Annotated in this window: 17 protein-coding genes and 1 pseudogene; 10 read left to right on the top strand and 8 right to left on the bottom strand. The window is 60.2% G+C overall.

The annotated features are described in order from the left end of the window. Positions 1–171: 171 nt before the first annotated feature. The gene (locus ABSE61_RS01270) at positions 172–756 is read right to left on the bottom strand and encodes a hypothetical protein (RefSeq protein WP_423869239.1); all 585 of its coding nucleotides are present in this window, start codon (positions 754–756) and stop codon (positions 172–174) included. 106 nt (positions 757–862) lie between these two features. On the opposite strand from ABSE61_RS01270, the gene ABSE61_RS01265 reads away from it, so the two are divergent. Then, the gene (locus tag ABSE61_RS01265) at positions 863–1,120 is read left to right on the top strand and encodes a hypothetical protein (RefSeq protein WP_423869238.1); all 258 of its coding nucleotides are present in this window, start codon (positions 863–865) and stop codon (positions 1,118–1,120) included. Positions 1,121–1,228: 108 nt separating this feature from the next. Then, positions 1,229–1,774, top strand: coding sequence for a cupin domain-containing protein (locus ABSE61_RS01260; RefSeq protein ID WP_423869237.1), 546 nt, complete (start codon positions 1,229–1,231; stop codon positions 1,772–1,774). A 40-nt stretch (positions 1,775–1,814) separates the two neighbouring features. Here ABSE61_RS01260 and ABSE61_RS01255 read toward each other — a convergent pair whose 3' ends face one another. Then, on the bottom strand, positions 1,815–3,383 hold the full coding sequence (locus tag ABSE61_RS01255) for a winged helix-turn-helix domain-containing protein (RefSeq protein ID WP_423869236.1): 1,569 nt from the start codon (positions 3,381–3,383) through the stop codon (positions 1,815–1,817). Between the two features lie 167 nt (positions 3,384–3,550). On the opposite strand from ABSE61_RS01255, the gene mddA reads away from it, so the two are divergent. The 3 genes from mddA to ABSE61_RS01240 all read left to right on the top strand — a co-directional run bounded on the left by mddA (position 3,551) and on the right by ABSE61_RS01240 (position 5,713). Further along, positions 3,551–4,327, top strand: a complete 777-nt coding sequence (gene mddA / locus ABSE61_RS01250) for a methanethiol S-methyltransferase (RefSeq protein ID WP_423869235.1) — start codon at positions 3,551–3,553, stop codon at positions 4,325–4,327. Between the two features lie 158 nt (positions 4,328–4,485). Next, on the top strand, positions 4,486–5,373 hold the full coding sequence (locus ABSE61_RS01245) for an alpha/beta fold hydrolase (RefSeq protein WP_423869234.1): 888 nt from the start codon (positions 4,486–4,488) through the stop codon (positions 5,371–5,373). A 97-nt stretch (positions 5,374–5,470) separates the two neighbouring features. After that, on the top strand, positions 5,471–5,713 hold the full coding sequence (locus ABSE61_RS01240) for a hypothetical protein (RefSeq protein ID WP_423869233.1): 243 nt from the start codon (positions 5,471–5,473) through the stop codon (positions 5,711–5,713). Between the two features lie 77 nt (positions 5,714–5,790). Here the strand turns inward: ABSE61_RS01240 and ABSE61_RS01235 are convergent, their stop codons facing one another. Continuing rightward, positions 5,791–6,735 carry an AraC family transcriptional regulator gene (locus tag ABSE61_RS01235; protein ID WP_423869232.1) on the bottom strand — a complete coding sequence of 315 codons (945 nt, stop codon included), beginning with the start codon at positions 6,733–6,735 and terminating at the stop codon, positions 5,791–5,793. 286 nt (positions 6,736–7,021) lie between these two features. Between ABSE61_RS01235 and ABSE61_RS01230 the strand changes: the two genes are divergently transcribed. From ABSE61_RS01230 to lspA, 4 genes and pseudogenes are all read left to right on the top strand, one after another. After that, entirely contained in the window at positions 7,022–7,660 is a 639-nt protein-coding gene (locus ABSE61_RS01230) for a Rossmann-fold NAD(P)-binding domain-containing protein (protein WP_423869231.1), read from the top strand. A gap of 79 nt (positions 7,661–7,739) precedes the next feature. Further along, positions 7,740–7,862, top strand: coding sequence for a hypothetical protein (locus ABSE61_RS01225; RefSeq protein WP_423869230.1), 123 nt, complete (start codon positions 7,740–7,742; stop codon positions 7,860–7,862). Between the two features lie 135 nt (positions 7,863–7,997). Then, positions 7,998–9,438, top strand: a pseudogene (locus tag ABSE61_RS01220) (IS1182 family transposase). 238 nt (positions 9,439–9,676) lie between these two features. Beyond that, positions 9,677–10,207, top strand: a complete 531-nt coding sequence (gene lspA / locus ABSE61_RS01215; protein ID WP_423869229.1) for a signal peptidase II — start codon at positions 9,677–9,679, stop codon at positions 10,205–10,207. A gap of 797 nt (positions 10,208–11,004) precedes the next feature. On the opposite strand, the gene ABSE61_RS01210 is transcribed toward lspA, so the two are convergent. The 5 genes from ABSE61_RS01210 to ABSE61_RS01190 form a co-directional block, all read right to left on the bottom strand. Continuing rightward, on the bottom strand, positions 11,005–11,631 hold the full coding sequence (locus tag ABSE61_RS01210; RefSeq protein WP_423869228.1) for a hypothetical protein: 627 nt from the start codon (positions 11,629–11,631) through the stop codon (positions 11,005–11,007). A gap of 705 nt (positions 11,632–12,336) precedes the next feature. After that, positions 12,337–13,749, bottom strand: coding sequence for a coiled-coil domain-containing protein (locus ABSE61_RS01205; protein ID WP_423869227.1), 1,413 nt, complete (start codon positions 13,747–13,749; stop codon positions 12,337–12,339). 228 nt (positions 13,750–13,977) lie between these two features. After that, on the bottom strand, positions 13,978–14,826 hold the full coding sequence (locus tag ABSE61_RS01200; RefSeq protein WP_423869226.1) for a helix-turn-helix domain-containing protein: 849 nt from the start codon (positions 14,824–14,826) through the stop codon (positions 13,978–13,980). Between the two features lie 164 nt (positions 14,827–14,990). After that, the gene (locus ABSE61_RS01195; protein ID WP_423869225.1) at positions 14,991–15,380 is read right to left on the bottom strand and encodes a nuclear transport factor 2 family protein; all 390 of its coding nucleotides are present in this window, start codon (positions 15,378–15,380) and stop codon (positions 14,991–14,993) included. Between the two features lie 141 nt (positions 15,381–15,521). Further along, positions 15,522–15,782, bottom strand: coding sequence for a PilZ domain-containing protein (locus tag ABSE61_RS01190; protein ID WP_423869224.1), 261 nt, complete (start codon positions 15,780–15,782; stop codon positions 15,522–15,524). Between the two features lie 235 nt (positions 15,783–16,017). Between ABSE61_RS01190 and ABSE61_RS01185 the strand changes: the two genes are divergently transcribed. After that, a complete protein-coding gene (locus tag ABSE61_RS01185) occupies positions 16,018–16,284 on the top strand; it encodes a hypothetical protein (protein ID WP_423869223.1) in 267 nt (88 codons plus the stop codon). Positions 16,285–16,337: the final 53 nt, after the last annotated feature.

Below are 16,337 nucleotides of genomic sequence, written 5' to 3'. Positions count from 1 at the left end.
CGAAAAAACGAATTCGCGGGCGAGACTGCCGCGGGAACGTGCAAGTGATGTCACAACAGGACGACACAACAGCACGCGCCCGCACAGCCCCGCGCATCGTGAAGCCCAGGTTATGCAGGAGATCTTGCGGATCTGGTCGCAAAGCACAGGCACGACCGTCTCGACCGACACCTACGCCCGACGAATCGATGTCTCTCTCGCACCCAAGAATCGGCTGGCCAGGAGCGACCCCAGTAAGAAGACGAAGCCCAGCGCGATCAGCACTGTGCCCGCCCAAGCTGCGGTTGATTCCCAGTTGTCCGCGCTTGCGGCAGCAGGCACGTCGGGAGTCGCCGGTGGCACCGAGGAGGCCGCCATCTCTCTGTCAAGCGTCGATGCGGCCAACAGCGTCTCCACGTCGACCGAGCGTGGCGCGGCACGGTCCGGAGTGAGCGGATCGATTGCGGGCTGGGCAGCGATGGGTGCCGCGGACACGGCTATCGCCGCCTCGCGAGCGCGCGCAGACGCTGTATCGACCACCTCGGGCGCGGACGCCGCCGGATCGGGCGCGGCCGCCGCGGCCGCGTTCAGCACCTGAGCCCGCGCATCGAGAACCGTCTTTTTACGCAGCGCGGCCTCATTCTCTTCAGGAGCGACAGCAGGCCGCCTCGCGAAATGATGACGGATCTGCTTCTTCGCCGAAACAGTCGCCTCGTCGGCCAGGAACCAGCATCTCCGGTGACTATTGAGATGATAGACCCAGTGCTGGCCGGGCACCGTTGACCTGCCCGGTTGCGGCACACACGCCTCTCGGGCTGGAACAGGCGCATCTTGGGCGCGCGCAGGCGCGGCGGCCTCCTCTTTAGGAGCGGGAGGAGCAGGGTTGAACAAGTCGGTCAAGGGGTTCGAAAACGCAGGTGAAGTCGAGAGACCTGCAGAGAGGAGAAAAGCCGTTACGCAAAAGCGCCAATGGCCGGACATGGAAACTCCGGTGTTGCGCACCCACCCGCGCACGACGTTCGAACGCGAACTGGGTCGCAATGCGACCCCAATTCGGCAGTCTCGGGATTTTATTCGGGCACCGAAACGTGCCGCTCACCCCTTGCCTGATACGATTTTAAAACGGTCGTTTATCTTGTAGCCTTCGCCTGCACAGACCGCCGACACGTGGCATCGAAAGGCACCGCTTACATCCGGTGTCTTCCCGACATCTTCAACGGCAAAGGCTCCAGAACAGCAAAGGCTCCAGATGACCAACACCTCGTCTGCAAATTCTCCGTCAGCTTCCTCGATACCCGCCGACGATCCCGGCCGCGCCCTGACGGTGGCCGATCCCGACGATGCCGGCGTGCCGCATATCTCGGTGGCCGGCGGCACCTACACGATCCTGGTGTCAGGCGCGCAGACCGCGGGACGCTATTGCCTGGTCGACATGCTGGTTCCCGCAGGCGGGGGACCGCCGCCGCACCGCCACGATTTCGAGGAAATGTTCACGCTTCTCGAAGGCGAACTTGAATTCACTTTTCGCGGAAAATCGCAGACCGTAGGCGCGGGATCGACTGTCAATGTTCCGGCCAACGCCCCGCACGCGTTCAAGAACGTGTCCGGCAAGATGGCCCGCATGCTCTGCATGTGTACGCCGGCGGGACAGGATGAATTCTTCCTGGCGGTCGGATTTCCCGTCGAAGGCCGTACATCGCCACCACCGAAGCCGACCCCTGAAGAGATGGCCGAGAAAGGCAAACTGATCGCGGCGCTGCTGCCAAAATATCGAACCGAGATGGTGAAGACTTAAAGCGCGTCAACCGCTGCCTGTGACGACCTTTAGCGCTGGTCTAATGCAGGCCGGCGCGACGGAAGCCTTCCAGATAATGCTCCCGGTCGGCATCCTGCTTGATCGGCATTTCGCTTTCGATCCAGGCGAGTGAGACATTAGGCTGCGCGCGCTTGAGTTCGAGCAAGGCGGCTTTGGCCACATCGTGCTGACCCGCCATGCCGGCCGCCGCCGTCAGCACCCGGTGACAACCGACAAAATCGCCGCGTTGCCGGATGCCCTCGCGCGCGAGACGTGTCGCCTCATCATATTTGCGGCCGACAAAGTGGGAATAACCCGAGATGCCGCAAAAAACCGCAGAGAATGGATCGCGCGGAGACAGCTGCAGCGCGCGCTGTGCCGCCACACAGCCTTCCTGCCAGCGCCCGCAATACGACAATGTCAGGCCGTAGTAGGCCTGGGCTAGCGAGAAATTCGGATTTAGATCGAGCGCCGATTCGAATTCCGCCAGCGAATCCTCGAAGCGCCGCCGGAATAGAAACACGCTGCCGAGCGCCAGGTGAGCCCACGGATCCTCGCTGTCAGCCTGGATGGCGGCAAGCGCAGCGCGCTCGGCGATGCCAGCCATGCCGGCCATGTCCGACCATCCCATATGGGCGCTGAAGGTATAACTGGTGGCAAGCACCCCAAGGGCCTGACCGTAGGTGGGATCGATCGCAATCGCCTTTTCCAGCAGCGCCTGCGCGACGACGTTGTCCTGGCGTGTCACGCGCCAGTAATGCGACAACGCCCGCATCACGAGATCCCAGGCGTCCAGACTGTCCGGGGGCTTGCGCTGTGCACGGAAATTTTCCGCTGCATAAAGCTGCGGCTCGATCGCAGCGACGATGGCTTCGGTGATTTCGTCCTGCACGGCGAACACGTCCGCCAACTTACGATCGTATTTTTCCGCCCAGAGATGACTGCCGGTTGAGACGTCGTTGAGCTGAGCCGTGATACGCACCCGGTCGCCGCCTCTGCGAACGCTCCCCTCCAGGACATAACGAACGCCGAGTTCGGTCCCGACCTGATTCATGTGGACCGCCTTTCCCTTGTAGGTAAACGACGAGTTGCGCGCGATCACAAAGAACCAACGCAGCTTGGACAGCGCGGTGATGATGTCTTCGCTGATTCCATCGGAAAAATATTCCTGTTCTGAATCGCCGCTCATATTGGTGAAGGGAAGTACAGCAATGGCCGGACGTTCATGCGTTGTAATCGGTCGCGGTTCGCGGCCTTCTACGGCAGCGCCACCGGCATCGGCATTGTCCGCACCCGCCTCGCTCGTTTGAACTGAACCAACAAAGCGGAAGCCCTTGCGTGCCACGGTGCGGATCAGCTTCTGATCCTCGCCGCTGTCGCCAATCGCCTTGCGGGCCGCGTTGATGCGGCTGGTGAGCGTCGAATCCGACACCACGCGTCCAGCCCAGACCGAGGCGAACAGATCGTCCTTGCTGACGACGTGGTCCCGGTGAGCAAGCAGATAGATCAGGAGGTCGAATACCTGCGGCTCGACTGCAACCAGCTCACACCCCCGACGCAGCTCTCGTCGATCAGTGCTAAGCACATGATTTTCAAATATAAATTGCAATTAATGGCTCCAGAGCCGGTCAGTCTCCTGCTGCTCTCAGGCGATAATCAAGCCTTTCTCACGGACAAATCAACCCTGGCGCAAAGTCACGGGGCTTCGTCTGCGGCAGCGTCAGAACTCCCAAATTGCGATCGCGATCATCGCGTTCGGATCAGAGGAGAGAGATTATGACCCAAATCCCCGCCATCGGCGAAGATATCAAGGCTACTCGCGCCGCGAGAGCCGTAGCGTTTCTCTACGGGGTTATTTCCTACGCCATATTTTTTGTGACCTTCCTGTACGCCATCGGCTTCGTATCGGACCTGGCGGTGCCCAAGACGATCGATTCCGGCACGGTCGCGCCGACGGTCGAGGCGATCGTCGTCAACCTGCTCTTGATGTCGTTGTTCGCCGTGCAACACAGCGTGATGGCGCGCCGGCAATTCAAGAGCTGGTGGACGCAATACGTACCGAAGTCGGTCGAACGCAGCACGTATGTGCTGCTGGCCAGCCTCGCGCTCGTTCTCTTGTTTTGGCAGTGGCGTCCGATGACCTCCGTGGTCTGGGAAGTAACCGATCCGCCGGCCAGAACGGCGATACTGGGATTCTCGATGTTTGGCTGGCTAATCGTTTTGACCAGCACGTTTCTGATCAATCATTTCGAGTTGTTCGGGCTGCATCAGGTCACCAATAACCTGACCGGCCAGCCGATGCCGGCGCCGCGTTTCCGCACACCGCTCTACTACAAATTCGTGCGGCATCCGATCTATCTCGGATTCATCATCGCGTTCTGGGCAGCGGCGACCATGACGATCGGACACTTGCTGTTTGCCGCCGTGACGACGGCCTACATTTTTGTCGGGATCCTGCTGGAGGAGCGTGACCTCGTCGAGATGTTCGGAGACGATTATCGCCGCTACAAGCAGCGGGTTTCGATGGTATTGCCCTGGCGCAAGTCGGCCTGATCGACCAGGAATACGGGCGTGCCTTCGTGATTGACGAAGCGCCGGATCAAATCGAATATAAAGAAGCCGGGCTCCCGTCCGATCGCCCAAGTACGGAACAAGTACGGCAAACGTGCTGGGCGCCGGTCGCACGACCGTACACGACAAGGGAGGAACCGATGATCGATTCGAGCCGGCGCACTGTTCTTGCCAACAGTGCTGCCGCAGCAGCAGCAAGCGCGGTGCCGCAAGTATTCGCCCAAGGACCGGCACAGGCCCAGCCGGCGGGAGCGGTTGCGGGATTGCCCGATGGCGCCAAGGTCGGCTTCTACGAGAAGGGCAATGTCCGCATCCGCTACGCCGAGATCGGCTCGGGCTTCCCGCTGCTGGCGACGCCCGGCGGCGGCTTGAACTCCTGCATGGCCGTGTGGGCGCGTGCGGTGATCAACATTCCGGAGGAGTTCAAGGGTGACTTCCGCGTGATCACCATGGACCAGCGCAACGCCACCGGCGGCGAGTCCACCGGACCGGTACCGGTTGACGATCCCTGGGGCGCGTTCGCGAGCGACCAGCTGGGCGTGATGGACCATCTCGGCATCGACAAGTTCTTTTTCTTCGGCAACTGCATCGGCGGCCCGTTCGCGATGAAGCTGATGGAGAAGGCGCCGCAGCGCGTCACGGCCGCGATATTGAGCCAGCCGGTCGGGCACAATCCGAGGGTCCCGGATTACATGTACGACGCCGGCAAGACGGTCTGGGCCAAGGAGCAGCGCGAGCGCCAGCCCAACGTCTCGATAGAGACCATCGATAAATATCTGCACAACCTTTACCGCGTGCAGCCCGATTTCGTGTACAGCGTCTCGCGCGATTTCGCGAAATCATGCCAGACGTCGATGCTGGTCCTCCCCGATGACGTCGACGCCCATCCGCTGGTTGCTTCGATCGATGTCGCCTCGCTCTGCCCGAATGCCGAGATCACGGTGTTCCCGTGGAAGGAGCCGCCCGATCTGAAGGCCCGCACCATCAACCGCGCGCGCAACTTCCTGAAGCGGCATCAGACGGCGTAGGGTGGCGTGGCGCGATTGCGCCAACAATCGACGCGCCGCCATGGAACAAGCGGCACGGATAACGGTTGCCAAGCATCGAACTCAGGAAAAACAAGCCATGCGTGCTTTGATCCTTACGGTGGCAATTCTGGCCGTGTTGGCCAACGCCAATGCGGCTCAAGCAGGGCTGAGCACCACGCCCCGCGAAGCGGTGGCCTCCGCCGATACGGCCACCCCTCCCGAATCCAATCCTCCGGAGCGAGGCCGAACTGAACGGCGCGCCCATCATCCTCACCCCCGTGGTATTGGCGGCCCCATCGGCGCGATCGGTGGCGCGATCGGCGGATTATTCCGCAGGTAAATCATCCCGAGCGGCTATGCCGCTCAATCCGGCGGCCTTGCGGCGTCGGCCATGTCAGGAAGGTTCCCCGATCTTTCCTATCGGGCTGCCGCGAGCGTATATGACGGCAATTCCCCGAACGTCGAACAATACAGCTTCGAGAATTCGCCCATATGGTGAAATCCGTGCGCGAGCGCACTGGCCCTGACAGTCAATCCAGGAACTCCAGAGCGAAGCTGCCGCCTCACCATCCAGAGCCGTCTTAACCGCCAATAGTGCAAAGTTCCCGAGCCGCAGAGGGTCTGAGTTGCCGTTTGTATGGTGCGAGTTGACGTGCCGAGTTCATCCGAGAGTTGTTCACAGGACCAATTGGTCGTTGGCTGGTGCTGGATCAAATTGTCGATTTGATCAATGATTCTCTTGTAGCGACCAAGCGAACCATAGCGATCCCCATTCACGAGTTCCCCGAGGCGCGTCGCCCGTTCTATCGCCGCGAGCAACGTGTCCTCGGCGCTGACGCGGATCGCGGGAAGCCGGCTGGCTTCCGGGTCCTTGGCTGCCAGTTCAAGTGCGCCAGTGATCTGAGCCCGAAGACCAAGTAGTTCATACCGGGATAGGTTGATTAGTTGGTAGCCTCGGTCAAAGTGGAGCGACGGGCGACCTTGCCGCTCTTGCTCGATAGACAAGATAGCGACCAGCCTTCCTTCGGGTTCAAACACAGTACGTTGTTCGTTGCCCTTGAGCACCAGGACCGCCTGGCCGATCTGCTCGCCGTTAATACGCGCCGTAGACACGTCGTTCATTGGGATGACGAAGACGAGACGACCGGCCAGTTCGTATCCGTTGACGATACGTGGAAATGTGCGCACCAGCGATAAGGTGCAGGATGGCAATGCGAGCTCTGCACGCTGAATGGAAAAGTCACCTGCCGCAAGTGGCATGCTCGAAGCGCGAAGATACCGTTCGCTTTCGCGGAAATGGTCGATATCCGCATAGCTCACGAGATTGAGCGCTTCAGAGGGATTCAGTCGCTGAAAAAGCATTGCAGCTGGAAAATATTGGTTTCAAATAAGCTCGACCACAGTGCCCATGAAAGCTTGATATGTCGAGCAGGTAGAATTACGGGACTTTCCACACTGGAAACCGGCAATCCCATACTGTCACCGCTCAAGGCTTATCGCTTCTCGCAAGTCGCCCGCGCCGTGCATTTTGCGATAGAGTGGGCTGATGCCGTCAGGCGTCACGGGACAGACGAGTAGCGCGGGAAAAGGCCTGATGGCATTTCGTATCTTGATCATCGGTGGCACGGGGCAAGTCGGAGCCGCAGTGGTGCGCGCGCTCGCCGCGGAGCCCACCTGTGCTGAAGTCGTGATGGTCAATCGCAAACCGATTTCTCAAGTGGCTAATCCCCGTGTGCGGGCGATCACCCTGGATACGGCGGCAGCCCAGTTTCCCGCAGAGGTGACCCAGCTTGCGCGGAGCCTCGTTGCGCAAGGCGATCCCGTCTATGGCGCATCCTGCGTCGGCGTCGGCAAAGGCAGCATGAACTGGAGCGAGGAGCAATTAAAGGCGCTCGAAATCGGCGTGGTGGGCGGCTTTGCCCGCGGTTGCCGGGCCGGGGGTATCGCACGGTTTTCTCTGCTCTCGGCGGCGGGAAGCAGCGCGAAAAGCAGAATTCGGTATGCGCGGATCATGGGGTTGAAGGAAGAGACGGTTCAAGCAATAGGCTTCCAACGCCTCGCGATTTTTCGCCCCGGAATTGTCGCAGGCAACGCTCACACGCCGCGTTATGTAGCCTGGTTGGGGCGCCTGATTCCGGGATCGTTTGGCACGATCGAGCAGGACGATATCGGGCGCGCCTTTGTCGCTGAATTCATCAGCAACGCTGCCCCGAACGGGGTTGTGGTTCTCGAAAATGCGGCGACGAGACAGAGGTCTCGCGCTTTAAATATGCAAGTCCAGGGGTAGACAGGCCGCGGCCGTAAGGCACGTGTAAGCGACCGCTCGTAGCATCGCCTCCGGTGCCACGATTAGAACGGGGCTTCGCATGAGAACTATCGGCGCGACCTGCGTCGCCATCGGTGTTCTTTGGTTGACGGACGCTCTGCTGAACGACGGCCGCTACAGCCACGTCATCGAAAGCGCGATCATGAGTCTGATGGGAAGATAGTGGCCGGGCATGTCGGTTAATCGAGGTAAGCGGACACATTGCCTTTCGTCCCGACCGACTTCCGCTGACGATCCTGGCTGTGTGAAAACGCCGCTGCTTTGCTATGATTCTCTCGTGATTCTGCGGGGGAAGCTGATGAGGCGCTTCGTTGAGCAGGCGGATCGTGGGCAATGGATACTGTTGCCTGAATGCCTCGATGATTTCATTGACGAGAGTAACCCTGTTCGCGTGATCGACATGTTTGTCGATGCGCTTGATTTGGCTGAGATGAGATTTGAGGGAATTGAGCCGGCGGCGACTGGTCGACCATCGTACCATCCTTCGGTTCTCCTGAAGCTTTACATTTACGGCTATCTGAACCGGGTTCAGTCGAGCCGTCGGCTCGAACGAGAGGCCGGGCGCAATGTCGAGGTCATGTGGCTTTTGGGTCGGCTCGCACCCGATCACAAGACGATCGCAGATTTCCGCAAGGACAACGGCCTGGGGCTGCGCAAGGTCTGTGCGCGCTTCGTCGAACTCTGCCGTGAGATGGGTCTTCTGGCGACAGCGAGCGTCGCCATCGATGGGAGCAAGTTCAAGGCTGTAAACAACCGGGATAGGAACTTCACACGGGCGAAGGTGGAACGGCGTCGTGCTCAGCTGGAGGAGAGTGTGGCGCGGTATCTGAGCCAGCTTGACACGGCCGACCGGCAGGAGCCAACCGAAGTGCTTACTGCGAAGGTGACGAGGCTCAGGGAGAAGCTGACAAAGCTAAAAGGAGGAAATGGGCAAGCTTGATGTCTACGAGAAGCAGATGCACGCTTCGCCTGACCAGCAAATCTCGCTGACCGATCCCGACAGCCGTTCGATGGCGACGAGCGGTCGCGGCTCCGGCGTCGTCGGTTACAACGTGCAGGTCGCCGTCGATACCGAGCACCATCTGATTGTCACGCATGAGGTAACAAACAGCGGGTCAGATCGAGCGCAATTGGCCAACATGGCCAAGCAAGCGAAGGCTGTTTTAAAGACTGAGACGCTCAATGCTGTTGCCGATCGCGGCTACTTCAGCAGTCCGGAGATCCTCGCCTGCCACGAGGCCGGCATCACGGTGACCCTGCCCAAGCCGATGACTTCTAACGCCAAGTCGGACGGGCGCTTCGGCAAACAGGACTTTGTATATTTGCCGGAGGAAGATGCCTATCGTTGTCCGGCTGGGGAGCAACTGCCATATCGCTTTACTGGCGAGGAAGATGGCAAGCGGATAAGGCGCTACTGGACCACGGCCTGTCAAAGTTGTTCGCTCAAATCCCAATGCACGACAGGGCCAGAGCGACGGATTCCACGATGGGAGCATGAGCATCTGCTCGACGCTGTGCAGCAGCGCCTTGATGCGAACCCGCTCGCTATGCGCCAGCGTCGCGAGACCATCGAGCATCCGTTCGGCACGATGAAGGCGCGCATGGGGGCGACACACTTCCTAACTAAAACGCTTCCAAAAGTAGCCGCCGAGATGGCTCTCTCGGTTCTGGCCTATAACTTGACACGGGTCATGAACATCATCGGGATCAAACCGCTGATCGCTGCGATCGTGGCCTGAGACCGACCCGGTCCTGGCTTCTCACCGGCTTCACAGCGTTTTTACACGACCAAGATCCGAAGCGGACTTCCGGCCGACGGATCGCCATATCCGGAGGCCCAAGGGCCGTGTTGACAAGGGCCGTGTTGACATTGGGTTATGTTGATCTTCAAATTATCTCGTAATCGACTGAAAATCAGATTTAGCAATCGAAAGCCGCGCGTGACCATTGGCGCGGGACTGCCCACCAGATCGGAAAATGATGAGCACGACTCGGAAGCCGTTGCACGTCAGCTTCCACTGGATTTGGCTTATCGTTCTCATCGTAATGTTGGATCAGGGCACGAAACATCTTGTCGTCAATTCGTTGGAAGCCAACCGACCGATCGCCATCCTGCCATCGATCGATTTCGTGTTGTCCTACAACAAAGTTATCTCGTTCAGCTTTCTCCAATTCGCCGCCGACCAGCAGCGCTGGCCACTGGTCGGCCTATCCATCCTGGCGTCCGGGCTGTTGGGTTGGTGGCTCAGTCGCGTTCCGCGTGGCAAGCCGATCCTGGCAAAAGGCCTTTCCCTGATCCTTGGTGGCGCGCTTGGCAATATGTTGGACCGCGCCCGGATCGGTTCGGTCATCGACTTTGTACATGTGTATTACAAAGCTTGGTCGTTCGCCGTATTCAATTTCGCAGATGCGGCTATCACGGTGGGCGTCATCGCGACTATAGCGTCAACCTGTTTGGAGACGCCTGGCGCGTGTCCGGACAGCAAAGATAGGCAGGAGCATTTGTAACTCTCTGCATTTCCGGTTTTGGCACGAACCGGACCAACCGGGTCGGTACATTAATGTCCGTTGATCGGAGTAGACCGGAAGCGGGCCCGCCCAGGTTCAGAACGACGCGATTGATCCTGAACGCAAGTTTGAGCGGAATTCTGAATGTGCGCTGAGTTGCTAATTCGTCGCCCTTAGCGCCTTGATACTGTTTCCAACCTCAGTGGATCTAGTTTGAACTGGACAATGACCTGGTTTGCGCTCTTGCGTCTCCAAGAAAAAGGAGCGCGAGCGGGGCCAATGGTCCGATTAAAAATGCGATCCAAAACCAAACTCTGGACGATCTGGCGCGCTCCCGAGCCATCTCCGTGGAAAGCGGTATCGAAGCAATCGAAACGATCACAATAAGCCACCACATTTGGCTGTCTCCGCTTGTGTCGCATCTCTATACCACGGAATCGGCACCCAATGTCGGGCCTCCGCACAAAACAAGGCCGCCTGTGCTGGCGGCCTCTTTCGTTCGAAAAGGACATCTGCCATCTGTGAAGGTTTTCGGATGCCGGCCCCATGACGGAGGCGCGGCGGACACCGGGGGTGGCGTCCGCAAACCTCCAAGGGAAACCGCGGGAGGTGTGCAAGGTCTTGCGTCAGACGCTATGGGGATTTTGGCCCTTCTCGGAAGTGCTGTGGCGGCGGGTCCATGTCCGTTATGCGCAGAGAATTCGGACGTCCGCCAACGACCGCCGCCTTGCACGTTCAAGACGTCAGGGACATTTGGCCGTCCATAGGTCATGGTCTGAGTGTAGCAGGCGTCAAGCTTATTGCTGCTCGTGCGACGACGTCTTGGTCTTCGACGACGAGGCGAAAGCGTCCTTCACCGCGCTGGAGAGTTTCGTCAGCGTGCAGTACAGCGCGTCTTCGGCGCAATGCCGCGCCCGCTCCCGCTGCTCGGCCACACGGCGCGGGACGGGCAAGGGTACGCTGGTCGGAAGCAGCGCCAGCGGCGCGCCGGCCGGCTGACGCGCGGTTTCGATATCGACGCGCAGTTTCTCGTTCTGCTGTTTGGCAAGGGCTGCCGAAATCGCTTCGCGGCGCTGCGACTCGAGATAACCGATATATTCGCTATCGATCGCCTTGCGTTCGTCCGCGCTCGGATTGGGACCGGCGATGTCGAACTTCCGATCCTGCATGAAATCGTAATAGCTGTAGCCGCCGTCCGGCTTGCGCCGTCCCGCAAACCGCGCGCCGCAACCACTCATCAGATTGCCGGCTTGATCGCCGCCCAAACCCAGGGCCTGCGCCCGCTCGACACAATCTTCGTAATCGCGCGCCAAATCCGGCGATGACCCGCCGGGGAAAAGCCATACGACCAGGAGTGCAACGGAGGCAGCCGCGGCTGCAGCCGCCACCAGCCAGATCCGTTCGCGATTCCCTAAATCAAACATTCCCTCGGTTCCCCGCAGCACCCGATTCGAAATCCTGAAGGCTCGCCGACATCAGCGTTCCCCATGGACTTCAGACCGATAGAGATACCAGACCCCACCCAATACCGGCACCCACTTGAACCTTAAATTCGCAAAACGAGCGTGACGCCGCGAGCCCCTGCGATCGTCGAAAAGCGGGTTCCGATTCGCCCACTAGGCCGTCCGAATGAGGGTTTTTGCGGGCAGGATGAGGTTCATGTTGCAGCACTGCCACAACCCCTCGTTTTTTGGCGCGCGCATTTTCTCGCCATCATTGAGATGAGATCGTCCAGCATAGTGCGTTTGTCAGTTCGAAAAGGTGCGGCAATGCCTGTCAGGAAGATGATTGCAACGTTTGCTTCGGTCGCAGCAGCTGCCTGCGGTCTGTTTGCGTTCAGCTGGGTTGGCCTGGCGCTGCTCGGCTTTTAAGACTTTTAAGCCACACCTTCAGGCTCAAGCACGGCCCGACCGTGGCCAACCGGCCACAGTTAGAAATGGCCGATAGGCCACAAAAATAAAGGGCCGGCCGCCACAGATGGGATGGAAAGCCGCTGGGTGAGAGCCAGCTCCAGGGTTGCGACTCGGCAATCAGGCGAGTTCAGGCCGGCCGAGAAGTCGGTCTAAGAATCTAAGAATATGAATCAGTTCGGCAGTCGCCCGGTCGCCGGCCGGCAAACTGCCCAAACCTCAAACGAACTTCTTGAACGCGCTGTTGAGGTCGGCGAACGCGACCGCGATTTCGCTGCGGATCGATTCCAGTTGCGCGAAATGCCGGTGCACCTCCGCAATGCGCTGCTCGGCCATTCGCTTGTTGTCGGCGAACCCCGCCACGCGGGCAGCCAGCGTCTGGTTGCCGATGGTTTCGATGTCTTCGAGACCGGCGGTCAGTTCAGCATGTATGATGTTCAATTCCGCGATCACGGCCTGAACGCCTTCGCCGGGCGCGCGCAGCGGCGACAGGTCGTTTTGCGAATGGATCAGGTCTTTGCGGTAGCGATTGAGCGTGGTCAGAATTTCTTGCAACGCGCGCAGCCGGTTTCGGGTCTCGCCTGAAAATTGATCCAGCTCGGCCAATCGATCCTTGAGGCCCTTGCCGTCGGCGTCGGTTTCGACCTCGGCAAAGGCGGCCGCGAGATCTTCCTGACGTTTCTTGAATTCGGCCATGTCGCGGCGGATGGTGTCGAGTACGGCAAACGACGACTCGAGCCGGGCGATTCGCAGTTCCACGTCTTTCTTGCCGGTGTCGAGCGCCGCGACGCGCGCGGTGAGCACCTCGCCCTCGCCGGTCGTCTCCAGCGCCTCGATCGCCTTGACCAGATGATCGCGTGCGACCTGCACTTCGCCGAGTAACGCCTTGACGCCGCCGTCCGGCGCCTGCAGCCGCACCAGCTGGCTTTGCGAGGTCGATATCCCCTGCTTGAGCCGCGTCAGCAACGCAAAGGCGTCTTGCAGCGCCTGGTGTCTGGCCTGAAGCGGCGCGGTCTTCTGGTCGAACTCCTTCAGCGCATCGATGAAGTTGTTGTTGTCGTCGTCGGTCTCGATCTTGTCGAGCGAGCGGGCAAGCTGGCGCTGGCGATCCTTCAACTCTTCGAACACCGGCTCGATGGCGCGGCGCTTTTCGGCGACTTCGCCGATCTGCTCGCGCAGCGCCTGCTGGCGGCGGCGGACGTCCTCCAGCCGTTCCTTCATGTCGACGGCTTCGTTGCGCCCGCGCTGCAACACCAATCGCGCCTCGGACTCCGCCAACTGCTTGTGAACGGTGGACAGCACATCCTCCGGATCGTTGATCTGGAGATGGGCGACCGCCGCGTCGAAATCCTTTTGCGAGGCGGCCGCCAATACGGCGCCCTTTTTTGCACCCAGAATGCCGCCCTGCATCGCGCGGGCTTCCCGTGCCTCACGCGTCAAGCGATAGGACTGCCAGAGCGTCGAGGCGGTCAGCGCCAGCGCCACCAACGCGATCAGGATCGCGGCGACCTGCTGGGTCGGCGACAAGGCCTGGAACGCCGCCGGCAGGAGAGCCACGTCGAAATGAAAAGCGACGCTTGCGAGTACGACGGTTGCGGCCAGCAGCACCAGCCACGCCAAGAGACCCCACATCGCAAATCCCCAAACTCACACTTCTAACCCGGCCATCAGGGATGACCGGTCACTCAAAAGGACGCCGGCCCAAAAAAGAAGGCCGGCAGGGGTATTAAAGCAATTAGGGGACATCAATATCGGGCCACAGCGGGCCCGGCAATGCTGCAGAGGATAGCAAATCGGCGCCGGAAGGCGCCAAAACCCCTTAAAATCGAGCCTGGGACGGAACGTCGCTGCCCGTCTGGGTCAATGCCGTGTCGAGGCCGCTGGCGAATTCGCACCGATGAAGCGGTCGTGCCCGGCCTCCGTCGCATCGTCGGCCGGAAACATGCATTCGAGCCGCAGCTCCTCTGACGTGACGGTCTGCGGCGTGCCGACCGTGGTGATCATCGAAAAATAACTCAGCCTCGTGCCGTCCTTGACCAAGGTGATCGGGATCATCGGCAGGGTGTCGTCGGGCGACGGCGCGCGCCATTCGGCCTTGACGCCGGGATACTGCGACAATTCCGCGAGCAACGTCCTGGTCTTTTCGTCGATGACGCGGCCGAGCGCTTCCCGGTAGACGCGCGCGAGCAGCCCGCGTGCGACCTGCGGCCAGTTCACGACGAACGGGCGCATGCCGGCTGGATCGAACATCAGATGCAACAGATTGCGTGGGCCAGGCCGCCTGGCCATATCGATGAAGCAGTTGAAGAGCTGCGGTGCGGCATCATTGGTCATCACCACGTTCCAGTGCCGGTCCATGACGACAGCCGGAAACGGCTCATGCTGACGCAGCACGCGTTGCAAGGCCTTGCTGATGCTGTCCATGACCGGCGCCTGGAGCGACGGGCCCGAATATAGCGGCGCATAGCCCGCGGCCATCAGCAGTTCATTGCGTTCACGCAAGGGCACGTCGAGCGCCTGGGCAAGATCGAGCAGCATCTGGCGGCTCGGCGTGCTGCGGCCGCTTTCGATGAAACTGATGTGCCTCTGCGAGACTCCGGCATCGAACGACAGATCGAGTTGGGTCTTGCCGCGAACATCCCGCCATTGGCGCAACAGCACACCGGCGGGATTGGCGGCTCGTTTTCCTTCGCTGATCACAGCGTTCATGGTCGACCGGTCCTTCGTTTGATCTTCTACGCGTGAAGGTCCTTGGATCAGGGGCCAACGCCCTGATCCAAGACATCACGAGAAAGCACCATTCCCAGAGATTATTCAAAGGCACCATTCTGGTCCCCTCTTGTCTCGTCCTTTCGCGAAAGGGCTTCTCGGAACTAGCCGAAGGCTGTCGGACCCACCGCGCCGACCCAGCGGCGCACCTTGGTGTTGTCCTTCTCGTCCATGTAGAAGAAGTGGGTCATGGTCGGATGCACGGTCGCATCCGGCTTGCCATCCGGCGTCATGTCGACGACCCCGCAAAACACCTTCAGCGAGCCGCCGTCCCAGTACTCAGTGACGTGATGCAGCGCCGTGAAGCCGGTGTCGACGAAGGCCTTTAAGTTGGCGCGGATCGCTTCGCGTCCCTTCCAGTCCGCCACGCCCAGGTTGCAGACGGCATCTTCCGCAAAACAGTCAAACCCCTTGCCGAAGGTTTTGTCGTCGATCTCCTTCCACATCTCGAGCAGCCAGTTTGGCGCTTCTTTTTTCGTAAATACGACTTGCATGTCTCGCTCCTGATCTTGGCTCTTGGCCCGGCGGCGGTGACCCGCGCGCCAGTGAATGATCAGGAAAATAGCGAGCTGGCGGCTCGGCTCAATTACATCGGAGGTAATAGCCCGGCCGCGCAGGCGTAGATTTACGGGGGATTAGAACGCCACGCCAATCCGCATGCCGCGCCGCCAGACCACGCGGCTTTTTTTCTTGACGCCGCCGTGGAGCAATTCGAACCGCTCCGGCAACGTCACCGTGGGAGAGACCTCGAGACAGGCACCGCCGCGCGAATAATCGACCAACCGGCAGGCGACGGGCGGAGCTTTCGCACCCACGATGATCTGCGCTTTTGCAGCCTCGCCGCTCGCGGGCGCAACGCGCGGGAAAAGCCGCTTCGGTTTGGTTTCGACTGCCATGCCCCATGCTGTGCCCTACCCGGTTACAGCATTGTTAAGCTAGCGATCGCGGGACCCGCACGCGTGATCGGCAACCTTAACGGCAGCCTTGGCCCGGGCAATTTGAATCAAAGCCGGAAAGCCGGCGCGAACGCGCGCTCGTTCAAGTTTTAGCGAAGGCTCGAACATGGCCTTAAGGCCCGCTCGCGCAGACTGTATCGCGATATTAATACGATATTTCCAGCCGGGGGCGCTCATGATCGACGACAAAGTCAGAATCAAATGCACGAAGTGCTCGCAAATCTTCCGCGAGCGCGCGCAACGGGTGCGCCCGGGTTTTCAGACCAATTGCCAACACTGCAATCGCCTGATCACCTTCGACATGACGGTGGATGACCGCAATGTCCGCAAGGCCCTGATCAGCGCCAAGGAGATTCGTGCGGTGCTCGATGAGGCGCGGCGGGCCGCCGCCGTCGCCCAGCAAAGCGCCCCCGCCCCGGTGATGGACCGCAGCCAATATTAGAGAGTGCGTTGCAGCGGACACCGCCGCGAGGTCTTCGCGCGGGCGGGCGCATG

Origin of the sequence: Bradyrhizobium sp., assembly GCF_049519115.1 — a bacterium.
In the GTDB taxonomy this organism is placed as follows: domain Bacteria; phylum Pseudomonadota; class Alphaproteobacteria; order Rhizobiales; family Xanthobacteraceae; genus Bradyrhizobium.
The sequence above is the reverse complement of the archived record's forward strand: the minus strand, read 5'-3'. Positions and strand labels throughout refer to the sequence as shown.